Origin of the sequence: Aquicella lusitana (assembly GCF_902459475.1) — a bacterium.
Classification (GTDB): Bacteria; Pseudomonadota; Gammaproteobacteria; order DSM-16500; family DSM-16500; genus Aquicella; species Aquicella lusitana.
Window position 1 is genome coordinate 1 of record NZ_LR699116.1, and the last position, 25,438, is coordinate 25,438.

General features: G+C 40.5%; 25 protein-coding genes and 1 pseudogene. 17 read left to right on the top strand and 9 right to left on the bottom strand.

Annotation, left to right across the window (positions count from 1 at the left end):
• Positions 1-597 precede the first annotated feature (597 nt).
• Both AQUSIP_RS11355 and AQUSIP_RS11360 read left to right on the top strand, forming a co-directional pair.
• Positions 598-1,335: pseudogene (locus AQUSIP_RS11355) on the top strand (sigma-54 interaction domain-containing protein); the annotation flags it as partial.
• Positions 1,336-1,466: 131 nt separating this feature from the next.
• Positions 1,467-1,868, top strand: a complete 402-nt coding sequence (locus AQUSIP_RS11360; protein WP_114835312.1) for a hypothetical protein — start codon at positions 1,467-1,469, stop codon at positions 1,866-1,868.
• A gap of 87 nt (positions 1,869-1,955) precedes the next feature.
• On the opposite strand, the gene AQUSIP_RS11365 is transcribed toward AQUSIP_RS11360, so the two are convergent.
• Both AQUSIP_RS11365 and AQUSIP_RS11370 read right to left on the bottom strand, forming a co-directional pair.
• Complete coding sequence (locus AQUSIP_RS11365) at positions 1,956-2,477, bottom strand: CC0125/CC1285 family lipoprotein (protein WP_114835311.1); 522 nt, start codon at positions 2,475-2,477, stop codon at positions 1,956-1,958.
• Positions 2,478-2,582: 105 nt separating this feature from the next.
• Entirely contained in the window at positions 2,583-3,935 is a 1,353-nt protein-coding gene (locus tag AQUSIP_RS11370; RefSeq protein ID WP_114835310.1) for a replication initiation protein, read from the bottom strand.
• A gap of 281 nt (positions 3,936-4,216) precedes the next feature.
• Between AQUSIP_RS11370 and AQUSIP_RS11375 the strand changes: the two genes are divergently transcribed.
• The 4 genes from AQUSIP_RS11375 to ltrA all read left to right on the top strand — a co-directional run bounded on the left by AQUSIP_RS11375 (position 4,217) and on the right by ltrA (position 8,583).
• Entirely contained in the window at positions 4,217-5,092 is an 876-nt protein-coding gene (locus AQUSIP_RS11375; RefSeq protein WP_114835309.1) for a ParA family protein, read from the top strand.
• Positions 5,082-6,083 (top strand): ParB/RepB/Spo0J family partition protein, encoded by a 1,002-nt coding sequence (locus AQUSIP_RS11380; protein ID WP_170131880.1) that lies wholly within the window; start codon positions 5,082-5,084, stop codon positions 6,081-6,083. Before AQUSIP_RS11375 ends, AQUSIP_RS11380 begins: the two co-directional genes overlap by 11 nt.
• Positions 6,083-6,430 carry a hypothetical protein gene (locus tag AQUSIP_RS11385; RefSeq protein WP_114835307.1) on the top strand — a complete coding sequence of 116 codons (348 nt, stop codon included), beginning with the start codon at positions 6,083-6,085 and terminating at the stop codon, positions 6,428-6,430. The genes AQUSIP_RS11380 and AQUSIP_RS11385 overlap by 1 nt, the downstream gene beginning before the upstream one ends.
• A gap of 899 nt (positions 6,431-7,329) precedes the next feature.
• Complete coding sequence (gene ltrA, locus AQUSIP_RS11390; RefSeq protein WP_114835532.1) at positions 7,330-8,583, top strand: group II intron reverse transcriptase/maturase; 1,254 nt, start codon at positions 7,330-7,332, stop codon at positions 8,581-8,583.
• A 167-nt stretch (positions 8,584-8,750) separates the two neighbouring features.
• On the opposite strand, the gene AQUSIP_RS11395 is transcribed toward ltrA, so the two are convergent.
• Positions 8,751-9,647, bottom strand: a complete 897-nt coding sequence (locus tag AQUSIP_RS11395; RefSeq protein WP_170131864.1) for a LysR family transcriptional regulator — start codon at positions 9,645-9,647, stop codon at positions 8,751-8,753.
• A gap of 94 nt (positions 9,648-9,741) precedes the next feature.
• On the opposite strand from AQUSIP_RS11395, the gene AQUSIP_RS11400 reads away from it, so the two are divergent.
• Positions 9,742-10,392 (top strand): NAD(P)-dependent oxidoreductase, encoded by a 651-nt coding sequence (locus AQUSIP_RS11400; protein WP_114835151.1) that lies wholly within the window; start codon positions 9,742-9,744, stop codon positions 10,390-10,392.
• 55 nt (positions 10,393-10,447) lie between these two features.
• The gene (locus tag AQUSIP_RS11405; protein WP_114835152.1) at positions 10,448-10,807 is read left to right on the top strand and encodes a MoaF-related domain-containing protein; all 360 of its coding nucleotides are present in this window, start codon (positions 10,448-10,450) and stop codon (positions 10,805-10,807) included.
• 42 nt (positions 10,808-10,849) lie between these two features.
• Here the strand turns inward: AQUSIP_RS11405 and AQUSIP_RS11410 are convergent, their stop codons facing one another.
• The 5 genes from AQUSIP_RS11410 to AQUSIP_RS11430 are packed head-to-tail and all read right to left on the bottom strand — an operon-like array spanning position 10,850 to position 17,473.
• Positions 10,850-11,434 (bottom strand): KpsF/GutQ family sugar-phosphate isomerase, encoded by a 585-nt coding sequence (locus AQUSIP_RS11410; protein ID WP_114835187.1) that lies wholly within the window; start codon positions 11,432-11,434, stop codon positions 10,850-10,852.
• A 26-nt stretch (positions 11,435-11,460) separates the two neighbouring features.
• Positions 11,461-13,524 (bottom strand): class I SAM-dependent methyltransferase, encoded by a 2,064-nt coding sequence (locus AQUSIP_RS11415; protein WP_114835153.1) that lies wholly within the window; start codon positions 13,522-13,524, stop codon positions 11,461-11,463.
• Positions 13,525-13,559: 35 nt separating this feature from the next.
• Complete coding sequence (locus AQUSIP_RS11420) at positions 13,560-14,318, bottom strand: FkbM family methyltransferase (protein ID WP_114835154.1); 759 nt, start codon at positions 14,316-14,318, stop codon at positions 13,560-13,562.
• Positions 14,315-15,013 carry a hypothetical protein gene (locus tag AQUSIP_RS11425; protein WP_114835155.1) on the bottom strand — a complete coding sequence of 233 codons (699 nt, stop codon included), beginning with the start codon at positions 15,011-15,013 and terminating at the stop codon, positions 14,315-14,317. Before AQUSIP_RS11425 ends, AQUSIP_RS11420 begins: the two co-directional genes overlap by 4 nt.
• A 15-nt stretch (positions 15,014-15,028) precedes the next feature.
• A complete protein-coding gene (locus tag AQUSIP_RS11430; RefSeq protein WP_170131866.1) occupies positions 15,029-17,473 on the bottom strand; it encodes an HAD family hydrolase in 2,445 nt (814 codons plus the stop codon).
• Positions 17,474-17,639: 166 nt separating this feature from the next.
• Here AQUSIP_RS11430 and AQUSIP_RS11435 point away from each other — a divergent pair, with 166 nt between their 5' ends.
• From AQUSIP_RS11435 to AQUSIP_RS11455, 5 genes are all read left to right on the top strand, one after another.
• Positions 17,640-18,998, top strand: a complete 1,359-nt coding sequence (locus AQUSIP_RS11435) for a flagellar hook-length control protein FliK (protein WP_170131867.1) — start codon at positions 17,640-17,642, stop codon at positions 18,996-18,998.
• A gap of 71 nt (positions 18,999-19,069) precedes the next feature.
• Positions 19,070-19,903 carry a flagellin N-terminal helical domain-containing protein gene (locus AQUSIP_RS11440; RefSeq protein WP_114835158.1) on the top strand — a complete coding sequence of 278 codons (834 nt, stop codon included), beginning with the start codon at positions 19,070-19,072 and terminating at the stop codon, positions 19,901-19,903.
• Positions 19,904-19,973: 70 nt separating this feature from the next.
• Positions 19,974-21,392, top strand: coding sequence for a flagellar filament capping protein FliD (gene fliD / locus AQUSIP_RS11445; protein WP_170131868.1), 1,419 nt, complete (start codon positions 19,974-19,976; stop codon positions 21,390-21,392).
• A 7-nt stretch (positions 21,393-21,399) separates the two neighbouring features.
• A complete protein-coding gene (gene fliS, locus AQUSIP_RS11450; RefSeq protein ID WP_114835160.1) occupies positions 21,400-21,798 on the top strand; it encodes a flagellar export chaperone FliS in 399 nt (132 codons plus the stop codon).
• Positions 21,798-22,115 carry a hypothetical protein gene (locus AQUSIP_RS11455; RefSeq protein WP_114835161.1) on the top strand — a complete coding sequence of 106 codons (318 nt, stop codon included), beginning with the start codon at positions 21,798-21,800 and terminating at the stop codon, positions 22,113-22,115. Before fliS ends, AQUSIP_RS11455 begins: the two co-directional genes overlap by 1 nt.
• 27 nt (positions 22,116-22,142) lie before the next feature.
• Here AQUSIP_RS11455 and AQUSIP_RS11460 read toward each other — a convergent pair whose 3' ends face one another.
• On the bottom strand, positions 22,143-22,460 hold the full coding sequence (locus tag AQUSIP_RS11460) for a hypothetical protein (RefSeq protein ID WP_114835162.1): 318 nt from the start codon (positions 22,458-22,460) through the stop codon (positions 22,143-22,145).
• A gap of 236 nt (positions 22,461-22,696) precedes the next feature.
• Here AQUSIP_RS11460 and flgB point away from each other — a divergent pair, with 236 nt between their 5' ends.
• The 4 genes from flgB to AQUSIP_RS11480 are packed head-to-tail and all read left to right on the top strand — an operon-like array spanning position 22,697 to position 25,430.
• The gene (gene flgB, locus AQUSIP_RS11465) at positions 22,697-23,080 is read left to right on the top strand and encodes a flagellar basal body rod protein FlgB (protein WP_114835163.1); all 384 of its coding nucleotides are present in this window, start codon (positions 22,697-22,699) and stop codon (positions 23,078-23,080) included.
• 2 nt (positions 23,081-23,082) lie between these two features.
• A complete protein-coding gene (flgC, locus tag AQUSIP_RS11470) occupies positions 23,083-23,517 on the top strand; it encodes a flagellar basal body rod protein FlgC (RefSeq protein ID WP_114835164.1) in 435 nt (144 codons plus the stop codon).
• Between the two features lie 7 nt (positions 23,518-23,524).
• Positions 23,525-24,214 carry a flagellar hook assembly protein FlgD gene (locus AQUSIP_RS11475; RefSeq protein ID WP_114835165.1) on the top strand — a complete coding sequence of 230 codons (690 nt, stop codon included), beginning with the start codon at positions 23,525-23,527 and terminating at the stop codon, positions 24,212-24,214.
• 10 nt (positions 24,215-24,224) lie between these two features.
• Positions 24,225-25,430 (top strand): flagellar hook protein FlgE, encoded by a 1,206-nt coding sequence (locus AQUSIP_RS11480; protein WP_114835166.1) that lies wholly within the window; start codon positions 24,225-24,227, stop codon positions 25,428-25,430.
• Positions 25,431-25,438 lie beyond the last annotated feature (8 nt).

The following is a 25,438-nucleotide window of genomic DNA, read 5'->3' on the forward strand; positions in this document are numbered from 1 at the left end:
TAACTCCATAGAAACAATCATTGCATTATTCATTATGCAATTTCCGTACCAACTTCTAATCTATTATCTGTCTTAGCAAATTAAGCTTTGTTCTTGCGTGGTGAAAAAGTATTTATGCAGCTGTGCAATCGATTGTATTACTTATTTGACAATATCTTAGATGGTTGTTATGTTGTAGATTGGAATATTTGCTTAGCATATACATGGAGTAAATGCGACAACCGCATTTAAATTGCCTAAATGGAATATGTTTTAGTAAGCGATGACTGTCATGATTGCTGTTATGTTTTAAATGCCCTTTCCTTGCTGGAGCTTCCTTATAAAAAACTTTCTTTGCACGAACTGAATTTGAGCATGCTCTCTAGCTCCATAGCTACCTTTGTATGCAACAATATCGAGAGCCAGCATGCGCAAAAAATACATGAATTAGTAAATGCTGCCCAAAAAAAGGTTATTTCTTGGGGTAAAATCGACACCCTGCATGATTCGTGGAGCGCAGCCATTCATTTGTTAAGCATGCCTTTTAATAAATATGAGTTAAAAAAAACGCTTTCTCTTTTCGAAAGAAACTTTGATAACACCGAGCTGTTAAATTCTAAAGTGTTTGAAAAACTGGTCGGAAATAGTGACAAAATTCGCGCGATTAAATCAATTATTATGCAGGTATCGCAATCCGACACGACCGTGCTCATTCTAGGCCAATCAGGTACTGGTAAAGACATCGTTGCCTCTTGCATTCACCAACTTTCAGATCGAAAATCGCATCAATTTGTGCCTATTAATTGTGGTGCTATTCCTGGCGAATTAATTGAGAGTGAATTATTTGGCCATGAAAAAGGAGCATTTACAGGAGCGATGGCGCGCAGAGCTGGTCGCTTTGAAATGGCGAAAGGAGGCACGTTGTTTTTAGATGAAATTGGCGACATGCCATTGCAGATGCAAGTAAAACTGTTACGTGTTATCCAGGACCGCAAAATTGAACGCGTAGGTGGCAATACTACCATCGATGTAGACGTAAGATTAATTGCAGCCACCAATAAAAATCTCGAACAAATGGTAACAAAACACAAATTTCGTGAAGACTTATATTATCGGCTTAACGTTTTCCCTATCGAACTCCCAAGCTTATCGGAAAGAAAAGATGATATACCGCTTATTATTGATTATCATCTTGACAAAATATATGAACGATTAAAGCATCGCGTTCTATTTACTGATCAAGCCATATCCTATTTATGTGATTATCAATGGCCTGGAAATATTAGGGAATTGCAAAATTTCTTGGAGCGTATGGTTATTTTGTATCCTGATCATGTTATTGATACCAACAAACTGTGTCTGCGCTGCAAATAAATATTAATTAAGTTTAGTATGCTTATTTTCTTCGTGCACAATTGATTGTAATTCCTGCTATTCTGCAATAAAATAGCTTCTTACTTCATGAATAATTCTACGGAGGGAAAGTTATGAAGAATGTTGTCAAGCCACTCGTCTTATTAATGGGCACAGCGTTTTTTAGCTCAATCGCTGTCGCTTCACCACATCATCCTATTATGATTGTTAATAATACCAAAATGCCAATGGTAGTTAGCTATTCCATGTGTGATGCCGATAAAAAAATCTGTTCGCTCATTAAGGAACATAAATTAGGTTCTTCCCAGGCTGGCAACAATCATCTCACTGTTTTGGGTGAGCTCAAACCTAAACTAGAAAATCTTACTATTACCGCCGCCGCCATTGTAGATGCGAACGGAAATAAAGTCGCTTCGCTATCTCATGGCTGTGATTTGCCAACAAACGCTGGCGCCGTTATTTTGGATAACTACGGCACTTCACGTATTATCTGTCAATATGGGCAGTATAATTAAATCTTCCTATTTAATTTAGACACAATAATCCCAATTTTATAAATTGGGATTATTGTAATTTTCTGTATCTCATAACAGAAAAATCAGCTAAAGTGTTGCTGGTCCAAGGTGTGCAATAACATCATTTGCATCAAATGCATTAGGAATATCAGGCGCTTTCCCTTCAAACATTTTTATAACGACAACTACAGCGTGCTGATTATTTTGATTGCATGGATAGCACTTTGCCGCACGTGAAGCCGATAAACGGTAGGATCTATAATCTGTTTTCGTATAAAAAATATCGTAGAGTTTTGGCGGGATAGTGAGATAATTTTTGCTTCCCGTTTTAACGCTTACATTGACTGGTGAAACGCTGGAGGAAGTCACGATAAAATAGTCATAGCCATTTTCGATGGTTATTTTTGCGCAACGATATAAAACATAAGCCCTGATCGTGTTTTGCTTCGTGAGCCAATTCCCACTAAAACTAACGGCAACCGTGTTTGCATTAATTCTTTTATCCGCATAACCACCTGTATCAAATCCCCCTATCTCCCCTGCTGGTCCATAAGAAGTCGCACATCCTGTCAGCAACATTATGATGATAGGCAGTTGATAGAGTCTCATGAGTGATACCTCGCTGAGAACATATCCTCATTTTATCATTAATGCTTGTCATGATTGAGTGTCAATTAACAATCAATAAGTTGCAGACATGCTTTGTCCACGCATCTATGCTTCGACTTCGTCTGCTGTAATATACTCCTCAAAATCCAGATATTCGTTCACTATTTGCGGATAATGCTCGTCTATAAAAGACATAAAATCACTCATTACAAATGGCGATGTTAACCCCTTCCTTTTATAAAATTTGAATATTTCTAACTTTGGTTTTAAAGACAGCTCAAATTTTTCCTGGATGGATTTTTGAATATTTTCTGCCTGTTGCTGTACAAATTTTATGTACATGTTCAAACGATATGTCATGTATTTATTTCTGAGCGATGATATTTCTGAAGCACTCTGGGCTACACGCTGATAAGGTTGCTCATTTGTTTTATTGTTGGATGATAATTTATGACCAGTTTGATTCTTGTAATCTTTTTTTAATGCAGCTATAAGATAAGCGGCTGGCTGTTGCACGTTGGTTTGTTTTGCTCTTACCATCTGGATTTTTTCTATTAAATATTCGTACGCATAAGCCGCCGCCATTTCGTTGGCTTGCTTTTCTGAAAAATTAAATTCGGCCATGAGAATCTCGATAATACTCGATCGCTGCCTTGGATAGTCACCTACCTTCTCCTGCCGGCTTATTTTTTTAAATGCTGGCTTATATTTTTGGTTTTCAGACAGTAAAAATTGGATCGCGGTGATATTGCGCCCCGACTTCTTGTATTGAGGCTCTATATAAATATCCGCCTTTTGATTGATTTCATTGACGGCAACGTTAATCACGTTACGTTTAAATTCCTTAAAAGACCGATACTTATCCTGCGTAACTCCCATTAAAGAACGGAATAAATAGAGTGGGAACCAGGATGTCTGCTGTAAATTTTTAAATCGCACACAATTTTCGTAGAGCACCAGACTATAAGTGGAGTTGAATTTGGCTTGAACAAAGAGATTTATACGCCCATATATGTCCAGCGAAGATAATATGGACTTCATTTGCGGGCTATAGGAATAACGGATAATGCCATTTTTTATCGAAGCACCTGCGAGCAGCGAGCTGGCATTCCAGGTAATAGCATCTTCAGGGTAATCTTCTTCGTTTAGAAATTTTCTATCCTCGAGCAGGTTCCATTCCATGACTACAGCGATTAAGCTCTTGATTGATTCCTTGATTAACTTGATGTCGTTGCTATTGTAGCCAACCAGGCTGCATAACTTCCGTAACGGAATCTCATAGATATCTTGATCATTTATTTTATCCAGCGCATTAAAAAGCAAGATGTTGCATATTTTTCTCTGTATCAATGTTAGTTTATTTTCACAATGAATCAGACCTACATGCTTTTTTAAAATTAGACTGGAATCCTTTCGGTCTTCCGTCTTTTCCCTTGTCCTTTTCTTTTTACTGTCCATTTATCTTATCCTGTAACCCTACACTTTTAATCCCGTAGCCCTACACTTGTCATCCTGTAACACTACACTTTATATCCTGTTATCCTACACCTGTCATCCCGCAGCCCTACACCTATAAAGCAATTTATTTAACAAACACAAGTGCTTAGCCTTGTTAAACAAATTAAATATAACTAAATAAAATAAACACACTGTGCTTTTCTATAGAGGATTTTATTTACATTCTATTGTGGAATACCGTAATACTTAGTAGAATGTAGGCGAAAAAAAGGAGAAATGCAATGAGAATTATTGCGATTGTCAATAACAAGGGTGGAGTTGGCAAAACCACAACGAGCAGGATTCTTGCCGAATATTTTTCCATTGTTAAAAAAGAACGTGTTCTTGCGCTGGATATGGATCCTCAAGCTAACTTCAGCAACCGATACTTGAAAATGGAAATTGATCCTTATCAACAAGAAGGTAGAATCCCTCCGTTACATCCAAGTTATGATTCAAGCGCGCCGGAAGACAAGGATTGGGATGGAAGAAGTAGTATTGCCGGTATTTTTTTTGGTGAAATGGTTTTCCCCTATTCCACCTACATTAACACGCTTGAGGTTGCGCCTTCCCATAGTTCCAAGCTTCTGCTGGCGGAAGCTGTTACTCGAGACGAAGTTGTACAAAAAGTTTACGATCAACTTTCTAAATTTTTATCCCTCGATGATGTTCGGCATAGCTACGATAAAATTATCATTGATACGCCACCTTCTAAAGGACCGGTAACCATCAGCGTAGTGCGTGCTGCAACAGATCTGCTCATTCCTTCTATTATGGAGCCTCAGCCTATTGAAGGTATTTATGGAATGATCCATCTCTGGAAAGCAGAAACCTTGCGACGTCCGGACCACCATCCTCTCAATCTTATCGGGGTGTTACCCAATTCATTTGATCGACGTGGGATCATACATAAGGATCATTTAGACAGTTTGAAGCGCGAAATGCCCGACTATGTCTTGGAATCAAAAATAGGCCGAAGGCTCATCTATGCAGAAGCGGATGCAGACGGTGCAGTTCCACCCTCTATTTTTATGTACCCTGATAAAAATCCTGCAAAACAAGAAGTTTTGTCGGCCTGTATGGAAATTGAAGAAAGGATGAATGTATATGTCAACTAAAAAGCGATTCAGTATTTCCCCTGATTTGGCGAATGGTATCCGTAGCACAATACAATCTGCTGCCTCTAACCAGGGACAATTGCATTATGACATGATGGCAATCGACATGATTGAACCTGACCCGGAAAATCCTCGTAAACTAAGCATTTCCCGCGAAGAACTGTTTAATGGATTAAACCAGGCAGACGCACAGTACCAAGTCAAAATCAAAGAACTTGATGCCTTAAATGAGCTGGCTGAATCAATCAAACGTGTGGGCATTAGAAATGCTATCGAAGTTTATAAAGAGGGTCCTAAATACCGTATTGTTTCTGGTGAGCGACGTTATCTAGCTGCGCTCTTGACGGGCCAGAAAGCGGTACCTGTGCGCATTAATCAAAAGCCTGAAGAATTTAATTTGCGTTATACGCAGTGGGTCGAAAATGTTAATAGGCAGGATTTATCACTGTGGGAAAAATTTAACAATCTTCTTGCCATGGCAGATGCTTACCAAAAAACACATCAGGACGACTTTAACGAGCGTATCCTGCAAAATCTGTTAGGTGTATCCACTATTCAGGCTTATCGCTATTTTTGTTTGCTAAAAGCGGATGAAAAAATAATTCAATTAATTGAGTCTGGTAAGCTAAACAATTTAAAACTTGTACAAGAACTTGTGACGATGAAAGACAAGGGAGCGCGTAACCAAATTATTTCCTGGATCCAATCGTCAAAAGAGGAAATTACTTCACTGACCCATTACCGAGAAGTCGCTGGCAAAAAGCCAATCGTTCCCAAATCTCAGACAAGTGGTGCTGTTAATTTGGGTAAGATCAGTAATGTATCTGTGGCAAAGCAATTGCTTGAAATACTATTGTCAGATTCACGATTGGTTAAGTATCGGCACGGATTTAAGAATATTGATTGGGCTTCATCCAAATCGGTAAAAAAAGCATTTAAGGACTTGTTTAAGACAATCGAAAAAGAATTCAGTGTTGAAGAGTGTGTTTAATGAAAGGTAAAACCAAAAAAGTAACGGTTCGTTTCCCAAAACGCCTTAAAGCTGAAATGCAAACTGCGTTAATTAAGTCAGGGTATGGTCTTCACGGCAAAAGCAGGTGGCTCAAAGAGGCTATTTCTAATTTTTTGCTTCAGCCTAGTTTTGTCGATTACGTTGAGCATGGCGGTGATATTAATCAGGCAGAATTATCGGAGGTTGAGGCGTTTTATCTTGATAATGATACCATGCACTTGCTCAAAAACGCTTTTGTTGATATTCGAATCAAGTACCCGCTATTTGAAGGACTACAGAGTTCTCTGATTCGATCTGCTGTCATTTATCGTCTTATGCTAAAATAATTTTTCCCAGGGAAAAAAATTCTATAATTAATTGATTATTTTAATAAAAATAGGTAGGATCCCCTTAAATAAGCATACTTAGTAAGAGTGTAGATTTACAGGATTTAAGCATTACACACTCCCGCCGAGAAGGTGCTCGATAATGCTGTCATCCTGAGAGCGTTTTTTTTTGCTCGAAGGATTTCCCAATGCACAAAAGGAGGTCCTTCGCTGCGCTCGGAATGACTGATTGTGAACGCTTTTCAAAAATGGCCAAAGTCCAGATCTGTCCATCTGATTTCTTTAGATCAATTTGGAGGGATCTTTAAAATTAACTATATGATTATATTATTAATAATGTGTCATATTGTTCTACATGGAAGTGCGCCGCAGCTGCATAGGAGTGAATAACTTCGAACTTAAAAGCTGCATTTGAGATGGAGGAAGGCCCTCCGAAGCCGACTTGCAGGAGTAGGCTTTAAACAACCCTAAGCGGCATGGATCAAAAGTCCTTGTCGTGAGCGTTAGGGAAAAGGCTGCATTTAGCAGTCATGTGCGAAACAGCAAGGCGAACGGAAGTGAACCACTGCTGACGTATCGAAATAGAACTCGGATGGCATCAAAACTAAGGTGTTTTCACAACCTTAGGATAAGTTCATCGGAAACCTGTCTACTGGGTGAACGGTGTCCGGTATGGAGGTGGCGCGAGGCTGTTTCAGGCTTAAATGCGGAACTGCGGGAACCTGCGGTTTGATGATAAGGGAGAAGTCCAAGGAATAAAACCCTAGGATGAGAGTACCAATGCAAATCACAGGGGCGGATTAGTCTGTAGTAGTGCAGATACAACTGTAATGGTTGTGGAACGAAGAGACTAAGTTATTCCGCTTTATTGATCAGTCAACCAGAAATGGGAGGAGCTTTTGGATAAAGCAAAATCATTTGATATTCCTAAACAACTTGTTTTTGGTGCCTATCAACAGGTGGCTAAAAATGCTGGGTCAGCTGGGGTAGATGAAATTTCGATCAAAATGTTCCATGAGGAACATAAGCAGCATTTATACAAACTGTGGAATCGGATGTCATCAGGAAGTTACTTTCCACCGCCAGTTAAAACCGTTCTAATTCCTAAGAAATCAGGAGGAGAACGGCCACTTGGTATTCCGACTGTTGCTGACCGTATTGCACAAACTGTGGTAAAAAGAATACTTGAACCCCAGTTAGAACCGCATTTCGATGAAGATTCTTACGGGTACCGTCCCAAGAAATCAGCACTGGATGCGGTTGCTACAGCAAGGCAGCGATGCTGGAAGTATCAGTGGGTCATTGACCTTGATATAAAAGGGTTCTTTGACAGTATTGACCATGGGCTTTTGATGCGCGCCGTTGAGAAACACACGTCGTGCCGATGGGCATTGCTGTACATTAAGCGGTGGCTAACCGCAGATAGTCAGCAGCCAGATGGTACGCGGGTTATGCGAATACAAGGTACGCCTCAAGGGGGAGTAATTAGCCCGTTGCTGGCAAATTTGTTTCTACATTATGCATTCGATAAATGGATGAGAAAAGCTTATCCAAATATATGCTTTGAGCGGTATGCGGATGACATTCTTGTGCATTGCCGAACAAAAGCAGAAGCGGAAACAATACTCAAGGCCATTTCAGAACGATTAGCTGAATGTAAATTATCAACTAATCGTGAGAAAACAAAGATTGTTTACTGTGGCTTGTCAGAGGCTTATGACGATTATCCTCATAGAAAATTTGATTTCTTGGGGTACACCTTTCGACATAGGTTAACACGGTCAAAAATTGGCAAGCAATTTGTAGGCTTTGTTCCAGCAATTAGCAATAGTGCTAAGAAGAGCCTTCGTCAAGTGATAAAACGCTGGCGAATACATCGACGCACCTATGAAACGATAGAGAGTCTTGCAAAATGGATCAATCCCTACCTTCGTGGATGGGTCAATTATTATGGAAAATTCTATCGATCAGAGATGCAATCGCCCCTTTTGCAGGTAGAGCACTATTTAAAGCGCTGGTGTAAAAACAAGTTTAGAGGCAAGTGTCACAAAGCCTCAATGGATCAAGCGCTCAAATATCTCGGACAGGTAAGGAAATATAAACCACACTTATTCGAGCATTGGCGCTATGGTTGGGGATCACCTTTGGTTTGAATAACAAGAGCCGTATGAATCGAGAGGTTCACGTACGGTTCTGTGAGGGACTGCGGGTGCAATTCCCGCGGTCTACTCGACCCTGATATTAACTGAAGGTGTAGATTTACAGGATAAACCATTTTAATAGCTTAGCATTCGTACTTATATCGTTATATTTTATGCTCCTACTTTCCATCGCTTGTTTGAATTACCTTTCTAATCCAACGATGTATAGGATTATTTTGATTGCGCGCATGCCAATACAAATAAACAGGAAAGGAAGGGATTTTGAGAGGCGGATTTATTAAGATGATGTTTTCTTGCCGAGATAACAATTCACCAAGCCGGCGGGGTAGGGTTACCACCAAATCTGAGTCGGCAATAATATGTGCCACAGCTAAGAAATGGGGAACGCGAACAACGACATTGCGCTTAAGGTTTTTCTGCGCAAGGAGTGTATCAACTATACCTAAGCCAAAACCTGAAATGGTGACCAGACAATGTTTTGCCGCCGTATAAGTTTCTAAAGTCATGCCTTTCTGGATAGCGGGGTTATCTTTTGAGGCCAAGCAGACAAAGCTTTCCTTATAAACGGTATAACGATATAAGGTGGCTGCTTTGCTCTCAGTGGCTGTTAAAATAAAATCCACATGCTGATTTTCTAAAGAACTCAAATCATCGCCTATTAGTGGAATGATGCGGAGCGTTAAATTAGGCGATTCAACTCTGAGCCGGTTAATTACTTTGGGAAGAATGGCGGCTAGTTCATAATCACGCGTTGCAATTACAACCTCTCCTTGCATAGCGCCAGGTTCAATCGAAGGGGGAGAAACCATAGCGGTTATATCGTTCAAGATATGCTGTAATGGTTGATAAAGTTCATTTGCCCGCGCTGTTAATACCATCCCCCTTGCCCCTTTTACTAACAAAGGATCCTGGAACATGTTTCTCAGACGAGCTAAAGCGCGGCTTGTTGCCGGCTGGCTTAAATTGATACGCGCAGCAGCACGTGTAACGTTTTTTTCTTCCAGTAAAGCATTTAATGCTGCCAGCAAGTTAAGATCTAAATTTTTTATATTCATTTCACGCATAGCAGAAATATATATTATGCATTATACAAATACAATAACTGGCTTTAATGTATGTACAAGAATTAACTGATGCGAGGAGTTTTTGATGAAAATAGCATTAATTGGCGCGACAGGTTTTGTTGGCTCATACATTCTTGCCGAGGCATTGAATCGCGGGCATTGGGTAACAGCGCTTGTTCGTTATCCTGAGAAACTGCCGCAGTATAGTAATTTAATAGGCAAAAAGATGGATGTCTTTGATCAAGCTAAATTAGCCCAGTCAATAGCAGGCCATGACGCGGTTATCAGTGCTTTTAATTCCTTCGGGGAAGGATTGCCTGATTCCAAGGCCATGCGGCTACAAGTAGAAGGGATAAAATTAATTATACATGCAGTTAAAACTGCAAAGCTTAAACGTCTATTAGTAGTGGGTGGAGCAGGGAGTCTTGACGTCAGGCCGAAGCTGCAATTAGTTGATACGGCTGAATTTCCAGAAGAGTATAAATCTATGGCATTGGCGATGCGTGAAGTACTCCATATTTTAGAAGCGGAATCTAGCCTAGATTGGACTTTTCTGAGCCCATCCGCGCTACTGCAACCAGGCGAACGCACAGGAAAATTCAGGCTGGGCAAGAACCAACTGCTGAGCAATGAAAAAGGTGAAAGCAAGATATCAACGCAGGACTATGCTGTTGCAATGCTGGACGAATTAGAAAATCCAGAACATATCCGGCAACGCTTTACCGTAGGGTATTAATCGCAAAAGAACCGAGTTCAGCTTGATTTAAAATAGCACCGAGAGGATTGAAATCATGAAAAGAAAAATCGCATTTGCCGCATTCATTTTTGCATTTTTTGCAACTTCCAGTGTCGCTGCTGCGCCGAAGGTTGAACACTATATTTTTAAATACGAGAGCGACAGGGCATTTGATGTCAAACTTACTGATAATACTATTACTTGGCAATCCTTGAGTGGACCCGATAAAGGCCAAACCGAAACAGATTTTATTAACAGAAAAAAGCTTTCAAAGAATATTGAGATTGTTCAATGGGCTGAAAATGATGGAACGTTTGTGACTGTTATCCTGGATCGCGCTCAGCTTAATGTAATCAGTTCAGGAAAATTTTCCACAGGTACATGGTTATGGTCTGGAAAAGCGATAGCCGTTTAACCATGTTATCGTTTCCAGCGAAGATAGGGATGCGATAGTATTCTAAATACCGATTAGGCTAATCTTACTCTCATCCTGGTTCTGCTCCATAAGCCATTTTCTGCGTTCTGACACTGTCGCAGCCAATGCATTACCCATGACAAGTGTAACTGTTGTGCTGGAAGTGGGAGCAAGTCCCAAAGGGCAGGCTTCACGAGTGATACTGACATCCAGATTGATAGTGGCGGATTTGGCAAGCTTTGACCGCGTGTTGCCGGTGAGTGAAATGCAAGGAATATTTAAACGTTTGATGAGGGGGATAATACCAAGTACTTCCTCTGTTTCACCGGACTTGGATAGCATGATGACGGTATCACGGGCAGTGATCATACCGCTGTCACCATGCATGGCTTCGGCTGGATGGACAAAAAAAGAGGGGCTGCCGGTGGCTGTAAATGTTGCCGCAAGTTTTTTGCCAATATGGCCGGATTTCCCCATACCCATCACAATAATATATCCCTTACAGTTCATCAGAATATCCGAGGCCCGGGCGAAATGCTCATCAATACGGGAGAGGAGCAGTTGAATCGCCTTGGCCTCTTGCTCGATGACCTGTTTACCTATATTACAAAAATCATCAGTATGCATCTTTTGTTCACCCATCATGCTTCGTGTCAGGCACAGACCTCAGTTTTCATCATATTGCTGGTAGCAAGGAGCTGGATTTGTTGCCGTAACGATTCATTTTCACGTTCAACACTTTTGGTCCATTCAACAATACCAAAACGCCGCAAGTTAATGCGATCCCAGAAGTATCCAGGTACGGTTCCCTGTCTTTCGATGGCGTTGACGGCTTGAGCGCATTGGCTGGCAATGTCAGCGACTTCAGCAATTTCCTGTAAGCCGAATGATAATGGAAGCTCAATGTCACCAATGGCGTCTTTCCAATCGCTTTGCAGCACGCGCCTTGCCTCTTTAACACCCAGACTGAATTGTTCATGCGCTTTTTCCAGATCACCATTCCCAGCAAGGATAAGCCCTGCATACATGCGTGCGGAAATTGTTTTTGTGGCAAGGAGCGGGCTGAAACGCAAGGGATCCATTTCTGCGCAGGTAATGAACGTGGCTAATGCATCCTCGCGATTCCCTGTCATTAACAATATGCGTGCTCCTACATAATGCAGGGAGATAGCCCAGCGCCACGCGTGTGGGTTCTGACGGTCATAATTTTCATCAAATTTATTGATGGCAGAAATGAGTTTCTGTACATCCTGCGTATTAATAAGTCCTGATTCAAGTATTTGATAACTGAGAACACAAAGCGCAGCACCGTGGTCAGGGGAGCCTGGCGGCAGTTCATTTGCAATACTGACGCAAAATAAAATCAGGATATCCCGGTTCGCAATTCTTTCACCTAATTGCACCATGGTTCGATATATCCATGGATTAGCATAGTATTTCCCAAAATCAACCACGGTCGGAATAGCAGCATCCTGTTTGCAAAAAGGATTGCTATAAGGAATGGATTTTGCGCTTCTTGGATCTGCGCAGGCGGAAAAAATCCACCATTCGGTTTCGATATTATCAGGCAAGGTAATAGGAACATGCCGAAGTTCACGCTTTCCATTACGCAGTTTAAAGCCGCCACCAGCCGTTTGAGCCCAGCGGTCTTCAATAATGAAATGCTTCCCAATAGCATGATAGAGTTTTTTCCAGTCAAATACGTGGTAATGGTAGGGATTAGGATCCTTGCCCGTTTCGTCGCACCACAAATTAGGCACGCTGCCAATAAGGCGGCCGTCCGGTTTAAGCACTCGCTTTACCTCTGTAAGAAAGAGATCGTAATCCTGCAAATGCTCAATAGTTTCAAATGAAACAACAACGTCAATGGAATGGTCGGGAATAAAAGCGAGCTTAGCGACATCGCAGGTATGATAAGAAATGGCAGGGTTTGATGCTGCAAAATTAGCGTTGGCATAAGCAACGGATGTTTCATCAATATCGACACCGATAAATTTTGCGCCTGGACTGCATGCGGCAAGTACGGCGGTGCCATAACCTAAACCACATGCTGCATCAAGTACGGTGTCGCCTGGTCTTATTTTAGAAGCGGCTAATACATAACGCGATACGTGTCCATCTGCGCGTCTGCCTGCTTCACGCAGCATATCCATATGTAAATCACGTGTCGCGAGCAACCATGATAAGGGGAAATCGTTTAGTGCCTTAGGTGCGACACGTTCAAAGAAAATCATGTTGCTGATTTTTTCATTTTCATATTCATGGTAGGGCGTATGTAACATACTCCGAGGGTGGTGCCGGAAGCCGGCCTCGATCGCGATTTTTTCCCAAAATAATCGATTGGCTTCAGCGCGTTGAGGCGGGATCATGTTGATAACATCGGGTGGAAAGTAGATGATGAGGTTGCGCTTAGTCAGTGAGTGTAGTGTTTTGAGTACGGCGGATAAATGGTCAGTGTTGAAATTAAAGAGCTCGATGCCGATGATGATCGTGTCAAAACTTTCAGGTTTGAACGGGTAATTGGAAAGCGAGCCATGAATAAAGCGGCCAGGTGCATAAGCAAGATTTTTTTCGATTATTTCCTGTGACGGATCCATTCCATAAGCGTCAACCGATCTTTTAAGTAAATCAAAAACAAGTTTGCTCTCACCACATCCAATATGCAAATAGCTGCCGATTCCGCAAATTCTTAAAATCGATTCTGCATCCCTGATCATGACTGGCTCCTGTTATCAAAATATTAAAATAATAATTACGCTCGACGCTTATATAAAAAATTCATGACGTCCCTGGTCTGGGGTGTGGCGAAAGCTGCGTTTTGTTTTTTGTGTATAAAATTAAAACCAGCCTGCGATAAAATGCTTGTCACACCATTTACTTGTTCTTGATCCGTGTCTATTAATTCGATGGAAACCGATCGGACGTTCTGGTTTGCAAATGTTTGTTTAGCACCTTTTACGATGTCTAACTCAATACCATCGACATCAATTTTAAAATGATTGGGGTAATTTAGCTTGAATTCATCAATAAAACTGTCAATGTCATAACCAATCATACCCTGTTTGAAAATGGGAACGTAAGGATTACCCCGAAAATCCAGATTGCTGCCAAAACTTGACATAGAAGTGCCAAACTCAATACTCGCGAGATTAATAGTGCTGACTGCTTTTTGATTTGACAGAGCAAGGCAAAGTGGCATGACCATGTCTTGGAGATTATTTAGCATCACATTAATACAGAGCTGGAGATAATTCGCAAAGTGGGGCTCGAAGGCAATGACGCGAATACCGCATTTTGCAGCATAAATCGAATAAATACCCACGTTTGCACCTATGTCCCATAATAATTCACCTGGCTTAAAGCTTTCGATCCATTCAATGGTTTCAGGTTCTTTTGCAAGTAATGTATCAAAACGCCATCCACTTCCGTTGGCTAAATAATGGATAACATGCTGCTTAAAGAATCCGGTTTTAATCTCGCCAAGACCCAGATTTGCAATCGATTTAGTCATACATACTCCTTTACCGATTTATATTCATGGCCTTTTTCATAAATGGTAAGTGCCAGTGTGTCTCGCCTGGATTCATGGTTAGCCAATTGTTTTACGCTATGCCAGCTTGTTTCAGTTCTGGCGAATGCATAAGCGGAGTTGGGCTTAAATAAATTCGTTTTCAATAAATAAAATTTGCCGTCAATTTTTTGGTGAAATGAAGTGCCTAGATGGATTTGAGTATGGTCTTTAGGGAGATAAAATTGCATGGTAGCGATTTTATAAGGCGCATCAGTATGAACATTTATTTTGTAACCAGCAAAGTCACGATATAAAATGGGCACTATCACCATTTCGGGCCAGCGAGGGCCGTAGCGATCGTTGATCCGATCCCGAAATTTTGAGACTAAAATTTTTAATAATTGTTCGGAAACAAATATATTTTTTAATTCCTTCCAAAAATCTTGGTCAGCTGATTTCATCCGTTTTATCGATTCATCTGAAAGGTCCAGCAATTTTCGTGTAATAGTTCCATCCGGAAGAACCGCATCAGGATGATTAATGAAATCATAGTCATGATCCGCCGGCAAATTAGCCAAAATTTGTGAATAGAGCGAAGGCGGCAAAATATTTTCCATATAAATATTATCCGAGGGAACATGGTCGATGGGTGCCATGGTAATTTTATTCGTTAATCGGTCTAAGACGGACTGCATGGTTATTCTCCTGATCTATGACGCAGACTGTAAGACAATAGGTCTGAAAACAAGCCGCACAAGATAATTTTTATTATTCAGTTTCTTAAGCGCCGGAATCACAACCGAACTCAGCGTTGTCTCGCATTCATAAAGTTTTCCACCTTTATGCGTCATGTCATTGAATACTAGCGATTGCCAACAATCTTCTGCATAAAGTGACTCGGTTTTCTTCAGGAATGAATTGATTGTAATGATTTCGGCACTTTCAAACTGTATCCACCGATATTTTTTTCCTAACAATATGCCAGTGTGAAAACCATGATTACTGATGGGAACAGTGAGTGAATAATAACCATCATAAGTTAATAATGCTTCAACTGTTGCTGTACTGGAATCGTCTCCATTTAATGCCACCACTTGAATGGATTCTCGTCTCAGACTCATATCCTTAAATCTCAAATCAATGCCAAAACGATGTTGAGCCATTAAGGTCATGACCAATTCAAGTCCGGCTGAACGTAATTCAGCCGGATAATTGGTTCGCATTGTTTTTTTATTTTTCTCCATGAATGAGAAAAATAATCCGCGCTTACGCAAACTGGTTAGTCCCTCAGCTGGGTTAAATACTTGCAGCACATCGTGTGTTCCTAAATTCAAGTCAAACTGAAAAGATTCTAGATAATTAACTTCATTTTCAGTAGGCAGAAAAATAAATCGTCCCAGTTCTGCCATTGCTGCTTCACGCAAAACCGTTAATGGTAAGTGTCCTGTTTGATCAAAAAAGGCTTTTGCATCTTTTATAAAGTGAATACATTCTTTTTGAATTTTATCTAGCTTTTCATATTGGTTTTTTTCAAACCCGGATTCAGAATAGATAGGGCGGCCCTGCTGATCATAATCAACGACGCTTTTTTCATTAGCCGTACAAATTTGTTCGAGAATGGCAATGTAGGAGACCAGGGAAAGCATGGCTCTATCATCACACCACGATGGATCGAGAAGACCACGGCGTGATGACTCCCAAGCGGGGATGTCTAATTCAATAAGATATCGGCCTAGAATTTCTACCCCTAATTCTTCACGAAAGACGGGCTCTAGCTTTCGTTGAGCAGTGCCAGAGTAACCTAAGTCCACAAATAACAATGTGTCTCCCGGTTTTAAATCAATTTCGTTCTCTAAATAACGGATTAATCTCTGGCGATATGCGGAGGAAAGTTTCAAGATTATATTTTGAATATCCTCACGATGGATAAGATCGATAAATTCTGCTAAGGGACTTTCCGATTGCTCCGTCACCTGGACAAGAGGTTCAATAATTTCCTGCGGCAACAACAGCTGGCGCGCAATATCACGGAATCTACCAGAGAACAAAACTTCAGCCAAGTATTGATCAATATCATCTCGCGTCCTAAAAGTAGCGGCAAATGCTGCAAAGCGGCTGATCCGTATTTTTTTCCCAATGGGGCGGGCGGCAAGCGTTTCGCAAATAACGGATGGTAGATAAGCATCTCGCATAAGAAACAAAATTTTTGGGTTTTTTCCCTGATTTTTTAGTGTTTCAACTTCGTTAAGGATAAATTGTGCAAATGAATACATGATAGGTCCAATGGACGCATAGCCTACAATTTTTTCTGGCGTATCAATAGGAGTACTTGCCAATATTGCACGAAAAGGCGTGAGCATTGGCTGAGTATGGCGATTTGCAGGGTTGAAAATAGCTGCTGATGCCGCATACAATCGCTGAAGATCATTAACATTATTATCATGATGGAGTAATTGCAGCGATTTTATTCCATATTTTTTGGCTGCTTTGAAATCTGCGTTGATATCGTCACCTATATGTAGAACGTTTTCAGCCGTGCAGGAAAGTTTATCCAATACCTTCGCATATAATCCATTGGTTTTAGATAGACCGTATTCACAAGAACAAAAAATGTGATCAATGATATTGATGATATCTGATGGCAATCGATGAGCGAGAAGTCGACGTAATTCATTTTCTTTAAAGTAAGTATTACTTACAATAATAATTTTGATGCCGCGCGAGTGTGCCTCGCGCATTAGACTAAGCATGGGCGGAAAAGCATAGCATACGTCCATTTCGACTTCTAATTCGGATTCGGCAAGATCGTTTAATTGTGCTGCGGAGAGCGCTGGATAACCTGCTTGATATATATCATGTAAATTTACTTCAGAAATTTTATCTTGAATAACTTTCAAGTTACGTGCCTGGGATTCCAATCGAGCACGCAGTAAGGCATTAAGGCCGATGGATTTAAACGCGGGCTTTTGCTGCAACTTATAAAATACATCAATAGGCGTAACTGTTCTGCGCCAAAGCAGCGTGTCGAAGCAATCGAGAGAGAGTACTTTAATTTTGCCGGCATAATAATTAAGAGCGGCGAGAAGATCGGCAGGGAATATTTTTTCATTTAGAGCAGATTCGTATCGCTCATCCAGTTCGATAGTGCTTTCCATAGCTGTCATCCTGACATTCTGCTTTTATTCTAACATACACCAGTGCCAAAATGGCTGCAATTTCTCCCCCTCCTGATAACATTTTTTCATGAATGAGTAGTTCCTCTGCATGCATCATGAGAGTAATATAATAATTCAGGACAGTTGTTTTTACACAGGTCAGTGTATGAAAATACAGTCGAATAAACACGATGGGCAAGGTCAAGTAATGAGTCAGGATAATTTAGCCGCTCCCATTGCAGCAACATCTCTGGATTTAGTGTTTAATCTGCTTTTACAGATTTACAATGAATCGCCGCATCCCCAAGCAGATTCACCGCATAAACCCATCTCGCTGACTTCTGATCAGCAGAGTGATTTGCTACAAACTCCGGAGATAAATCATAACGATAGCTATACAAGCACAATTCTTTTTGATATGCAGCGGATGATAGCGAATGAAGTAAGCAAGCAATTTGATAAGCAGATGACTATAGAAAATCATCCGACAGCTGTTGCTTCGCCACTTAATGTGACGAATAAGTTGCTTGAACCGGATCATATAAATCCCACTCCAGCGCCAATAGATAGTAAAACCAATCCGCCCATCCCATCACCGTTCGCGCAGCAGAAGCAGAATTTTGAAGTGAATCAAATTGATAGCACTGCGTTATCCCCAGAAATAAAAAGTATTGCATCCAAAACTAAATTAGCAGATGAGATATCTGTTGGCGATTTGCTGCAAGAGTTTACCAACTTGAATTTAAAACAAGTGCCAAATAAATTACCTGAAGCCAAGCCATTGGATATTAAAACGCCTTCCGCTGATTTAGATTCTCAAATAGAACCAGTTAAACATGGAATTAATTTATTAATTAATAGAGAAGCTTATTCTAGCCCTTCTAAGTCGCAGCACGAAATTCAGCTGCAAACTGACAATATTTCCCCAAGTATGGCTACCCAGCATGAATCGCCCTATAAAACAGAAAGTTATCTAGCAGATAAGTATAAAGAAGCATTAATGAATTTAGGCCATTTAATCAATAGTCAAACTACACAAGCTGCTAACCGCTCTGTCCAGGGGGATCCGACAAATGCTAAGCTGATGACGGCAAGCCACTATGATCCATCACACTATGATTTAAAAATTGAGCTTGCTCACTCTTCTGCTTTAAACACGCAATTAAAAGAAGGTTATGATGCGAAAATTAAACTATATCCGCCTGAATTGGGCCACATTTTGGCGAAACTCAGGATCAATAAAAATAATGTAGATTTGCTTATTCTGACCGAAAATAATCAGGTTAAACAAGTTGTTGAATCCAACTTGCCATTGCTTAAACAGCATTTTCATGATCAGGATATTAACCTGACGAATATACAAGTACAAACTGCACAAGTCAGCGATAGGAGCCAAGATCACCACCCGCAGAATCGTGGGCAACCTCAAGCCTATGACCATGATCATCCGCCAACTTCAACTCAATTATCAGAAAAAAAAGATCAAAAACAATCAAGTAGGACACTTGTTGATACCTATGCTTGAGATGTCATTTAAGAATTTTAGTAGGATGCCGATAGCTATTATGAGGATATAAAATTACAAAGGAGAATCCCATGGCTATTGTAATTAATACTAACGTGAGCGCGTTGCTTGCGCAGAATTATCTGACGTCGAACCAAGCGGGGCTTACCAAGGCAATGCAACGATTATCTTCCGGTTTGCGCATTAACAATGCAGCAGATGATCCGGCGGGTATGGCTATTGCTGTCAGTATGGGTCAGACCTCCTCATCTTTGAGCCAAGGTGCCCAAAATGGTCTAAATGGCGTATCGCTGGTGCAAACAGCTCAAAGTGCGATGAATAATATATCAAATATTCTTCAACAAATGAGCACATTAGCTTCTCAAGCTGCTACGGGTACATATTCGTCAACTCAGTTAGGCAACTTGAACACGACATTCCAAGCCCTGTTAGACGAAATTGAACGTGTTGCGCAGAGCACGCAATTTAACGGAATCGATCTATTAAATGGCACGACAAGCTCCATTACTATCCAAGTCGGTGCAAATAACACATCGAATGACCGTCTAACTATTACTCTGGAAGAACTTACCACAGGTTCTTCTGGATTAAATATAGCGAGCTTGGATATTTCAACCAATAGTGGTGCACAGACAGCTATTGATACATTACAGACTGCTGTTAGCTCGGTTACCACGGCATTAGCGCAAGTCGGTGCAAACGAAGTTAACTTGACTGCAGCTGTTAGCAATAACAATGCATTGGTGGCAAGTCTTGATGCTGCAAAATCGCGCGTGCAAGACGCTGACTATGCATCTGAGAGCTCCATGTTGGCGAAATTTAATATCTTGACGCAATCTAACATTGCTATGTTAGCGCAAGCTAACGCGCTGCCTGGAATGGCATTGCAATTACTGAGATCATAATACAGTAGGAATCTGGGCACCGCTAGGTGCCCATGATATTTAAAAATATATAGTTATCAAGGACATGACTATGCCATCTAGCTGGATTGAATCAATTGATGTTAATGCTTATGTCGAACAACTTATGAAGCGTGAAGTAAATCAAATCAATAAAGTTACGCTGAATAAAACCAATCAATTAAATGATACGCAAAGTGCGTTAAAAACACGCCTGAGCGCGTATACACAAATTCAAACGCTATTAGATGCACTTCAAGACAAGATTGAAAGTTTAACAACTACTTTTAATCCTACTTACCAGGCAACATCTTCCAACACCGATGCAGCAACGGTGTCAATTGATGGAACAGTGACGCCTGGCATGCATGTATTGAATGTAACACAACTTGCGCAAGCTGAAAGCGTGGCATCAGGCGTCTTCTCAAGTGATAATACTGCGCTAAACATGACAAATACAGTCACTATTAGCATTGGTTCAGATAATATTGACATTGAAATTACCTCGGATGATACCCTGCAAACTATCGCCAATAAAATCAATTTGAGCGCTTCGACCAATGATTTAGGTGCTGCTGCATCTGTTATTTCAACTGGTACAGGGCAGTATAGATTGGTGATCTCATCTACTCAATCAGGTACGGCAAACCAAGTAAATATTTCCGAAACAGGAACGGGATCGGACGCGCTTAATATCTCAACAGGGCCGGGCGGGACGGGTACTGTACTGATGACAGCTGCCGATGCCCAGTTTGAGCTGGATGGATTGTCATATACTTCATCAACTAATTCAAATTTGATAGCGGGCTTGAACATTACTTTATTAGGCACAGGCAGCAATATTTCAATTTCGGTCACCGAATCAAACCAAATAAGCAAAGTAGCAGCGGAAGTCCAGAATGTTGTCAATGCATATAACGATATAATGGTTTCAATAGCAAAAACAAAAGCCACAAATGCATTGCCGGATTCCACGCTTGTCATGATTCAGTCAAACTTAAAAAATTTGGTTAGCGCAGATACACTGACTAGTTTGGGCATCATTCCTGTTCCATATAACGAGGTTGAGACATTTACTATTACTTTGCCAGATGGAACAATTCAAACGATGTATCCCACAGGAATGCTAAAAATTGCTGATGATCCGGTAACGGGCGAAACATTTGAGACAAAGCTCACGGCAAATTATGCGAATATTAAATCCCAATTAGTGGGAACGAGTGGCGTTTTTACAGAGCTAAATAGTCTGCTTGAGCCGTCCACAGGCGATATCTGGAAAATATTGAATGATACACAATATGGCGGTATTCCGCTAACCAAGAAGCAAGTGGATGATTTACAAGAGCAGATTGATGGTATAAATGATAATGCAGATAGGCTGAAAGAAGGCCTTGTGATGAAATATGCCAAACTGGATTTACTTTTAGGCCAATTACAAGTCACAAGCCAATACCTTTCCCAACAGTTGTTAGCGATGAATAACAATAAGTGAGGAAAAAATGAATACTTCTCCTGCTATCTATAGTGAAATTGAAATTACGACTGAAGTTATGTCGGCATCACGCCACAGACTGATACAAATGTTATTCGAAAAATGTCTGCAACAAATTCAATTAGCCAAGGCATTTGTCAGTAGTAATGAAATGGATAACCGGAATAATTGTATTAAAAAGGCCAATGAAATCATCCTTTACTTACGTGCATGCTTGAATTTTCAGGAAAAGAGCGCGGTTGATCTGGCTAACTTGCTTGATTCAAATTATGTTTTTATAGAAAAATGTTTACTTAATGCCATGCTAAAAAACGACGAAGCTTACTTGGACATCGCGCTGATAGTAATAAATAATATAAAATCAGGATGGGACGAGATAGGAAAAGAATATAATCAGGAGAAATAATGACAGATATCAATCAAAATTTCGAAATATTATGCAACGAAATTGATCTTGTTACGCTAGAGATTGTCAGAAAATTAGAGCAAGAAGAACTTAACGATGTCGACTCGTTGATTGCTAGGCGATTAAAGATGCTTGCTGACATCATGATAGCAGCAGGTAATAGAGATGAGTTAAAAATCTATTTAGTTAAGCAGAGGCAACACAATGATTTAATTACCAAAATCATTAATGACAAGCAGGAAGAAATAAGAAAGGTCATTCGCAATATCAATCACGTCAGCACCTATCTTCATAACGCATTAGATGCAAATAGATAATTTACATTAAATTCTTATAGCGCACCATTATTTCGTAGGATTCACAAATACATAAGGTTGCGTATTGGTGTTAGAGTTGCAATTATTATCGGTAATATAGGGTTTCTTTTCGCCGGTTGTATAGGTAGTGCTATTTTGGCTTTGATAAACGCCAGCAGGCGGCACGCGCGGGTCGTAAATATTGTTTTGATTGGCTGGAGGGCATTGTGGTACTACCACTTGTTGTGGTTGCCCTGTGTTAGGATTGTTATTCATATTTACATTGATTTGATCAGCGTATGCAGATGAATAGCTAACAATAAGGCCTAAAAAACAAGCAAGCTCACATAAAATTTTGGTTTGCATGTGTTCCTCGCTTTACCCATTCTATTTTTAAATTTTACCATACTCCATATGGCAATAGATTGCCGCATCCGGCAATAATTTTTAATTTAAGTTTTTATAAATCCAGCCGATATTATCAAAATCCCATCAAATCGGCTTAATTTAGTTACTATCATCAAATTTTTGATTAGTTTTTTATATAAGCTAAGCTTGGCACGGAATTTGCAATATATAAGGCACGCAATAGGAGATAAGGTATGGCGGACAGTCTATACGGTTTATCTGAGAGGGCATTGGTGCTATGCGAAGAACGTGCCAATCTGTTATCAAGTAATATTGTTAATAGCGCAACACCGCATTATAAAGCACGTGATATCGATTTCCACAAGCTGCTACAGGATGCTTCTAATCAGGCTGATGCATTAGGTGTATCTGACCCAAAACATATAAAAACAAATGGAACTGATGGGTCTTTGCCAGTCCTTTATCGCGTGCCAATGCAATCAAATCTTGATGGCAACACCGTGGATGAAGATATTGAGCGTAAAAACTTTATTCAGAATGCGCTTAATTATCAGGTTAATTTGACCTTCGTTAAAAATAAAACAGACCAAATCATGAAGGCGATCAAGGGAGAGTAAGTATGATTAATTCGTTAGATAAAGTTTTGACCAATGCTTCAAGCGGATTAAGCGCACAAAGCATTCGTATGAACACCATTGCAAGTAATCTTGCCAATGCCGGAAACGTTGGTAACAGCAACGAAACAACTTATCACAAGCGATATCCTATTTTCAGTGAAGTCACAAGTGAAATCGTTGGCTTAAACTCGGATGATCAACCCGTAGGCGGCGTGCGAGTGACTGACATAAAAAGCAGTACAAAACAACTAGAGCGTCGATATGATCCGGATAATCCGGTTGCAAATGAAGAGGGTTATGTTTATTTAAGCGACGTTAATTCAATCGAAGAAATGACTAACATGATTGCTGCATCAAAAGAATATGAAGCCAATGTTGAAGTCATCAACACAACAAAAAATCTGATTACACAAGCAATTAATGTTCTGAAAGAATGAGGAAATAATGACTACCATTAATAATGTGAATAACTTAAACAATGAAACCTTGGGCGCTAACAAGGGATATGCTAGCGGTAAGAAAGAGTTGACACCGGATGATTTTATTACTTTGTTTTTAAAACAACTGACATCCCAAAATCCTCTGCATCCTGCGGATAGCAGCACCATTTTGCAACAAATGGCTGATATCAGTTCCATTAGTGCATCCAAAGATACACAAAAAACTTTAAAAGAAGTACAGCAAAATATTAATTACAGTCTTGCAACCACACAGCTCTTGACTGCTACACAAATGATCGGAAAAAAAGTGGAAGTCCCGAGCGGAATCAGCCCACTAACAAAGGAAGAAGGACTATCCGGTTCAGTCATGCTGCCAGCTGCAGCAACAGATATCAAAGTAACGATCAAGGATGAGGCTGGGAAGGTAGTGAAAGAATTGACGCTCGAGCCTGCTAAAACAGGGGGTCTAGTAGAATTTAAATGGGATGGGTTAAAGGACGATGGAACGATGTATGATCCGGGTTACTACCAGATTTCAGCTAAAGCCGTCATAGATGGAAAGGAAACACCAATTAATACGGCAGGTGCTTTCAAGATCAAAAGTGTTGCCACAAACCAAATGACAGGTGAACTAATTCTTAACGTAGACGGTTTGGGTGGACTAGGATTAAACGATATCATCAAAATATTATAGGAGAAATGCCATGGGTATTGGAAATATCGCCACGACTGGCATGCAGGCAGCAATGACTAATATGGAAGTCATCAGTAATAATATTGCTAACTCAAATACCTTCGGATATAAAGGATCCTATGCCAATTTTGCCGATATGTATCCATCAGGCAGTAATGCTTCAAGTGTGCAAGCTGGTTTGGGTGTTAGCGTTTCAGGGATACAACAGGATTTCTCACCAGGCGGGCCCACACCCACCGGCATTGCATCCGATTTAACGATTACAAATGACGGTTTTTTTGTTTTAAAAGACGCATCAAGCGGGCAGACCAGTTACAGCCGTTTTGGCCGGTTTAATTTCAATCAAGGTTATTTCATGGTGGGCAATCAGCGTTTGCAAGGATTCCCGGCTGTTAATAATACTATTCCACCTGGCAGCACGCCAACGGATTTATACATTAATACAGCGTCGATACCTGCTCAAGCAACGGGTACTATTACTCAGCAGCAGCTTAATTTGAATGCGAGCGATAGTGTTCCATCTACTACTCCTTTTGATCCTAACGATCCAACCAGTTTCAATTTTTCAAGCACGGCAACTGTTTATGATAGCCTTGGATCAAGTAATACGTTGAATTTATATTATGTCAAAACAGCAGCAAATGAATGGACAGTGAATGCGTATGTCAATGGCACATCAGTGGGTACAGGTTCGTTGACATTTTCAAGTGACGGTACGTTAAGCAGTGCGACGGGATTAAGCAATTTAAGTTTCTCGCCGACTTCAGGCGCAACTTCGCCGCAGGTTTTCTCCGTTAGCATGACAGGCGCGACACAATATGCCAATCCTTACACGGCAAATCCTTTTAGTTCAGATGGTTATGCTGCGGGCAATTTCACGGGTTATACGATAGATAAAAATGGTAAGGTGACGGTCAATTATAGTAATAATCAAACGACGGTTGCCGGTCAAATTGCGCTTGCCATGTTTCAATCGCCGCAAGGATTACAAAATGTCGGAAACATGTCGTGGATTGCAACAAGCGATTCGGGCGAACCTAATGTTAATCAAGCGAATAGTCAAAATGGTATTCAGCAAGCCGCACTCGAAATGTCAAATGTGGATTTGGCTTCTGAAATGGTAAGTCTTATTACAGCGCAAAATATTTTTCAGGCGAACGCGCAAGTGGAGCAGGTTTATAACCAAGTGATGCAGACTGTTACCAAACTGGCGTAGCAGAATGA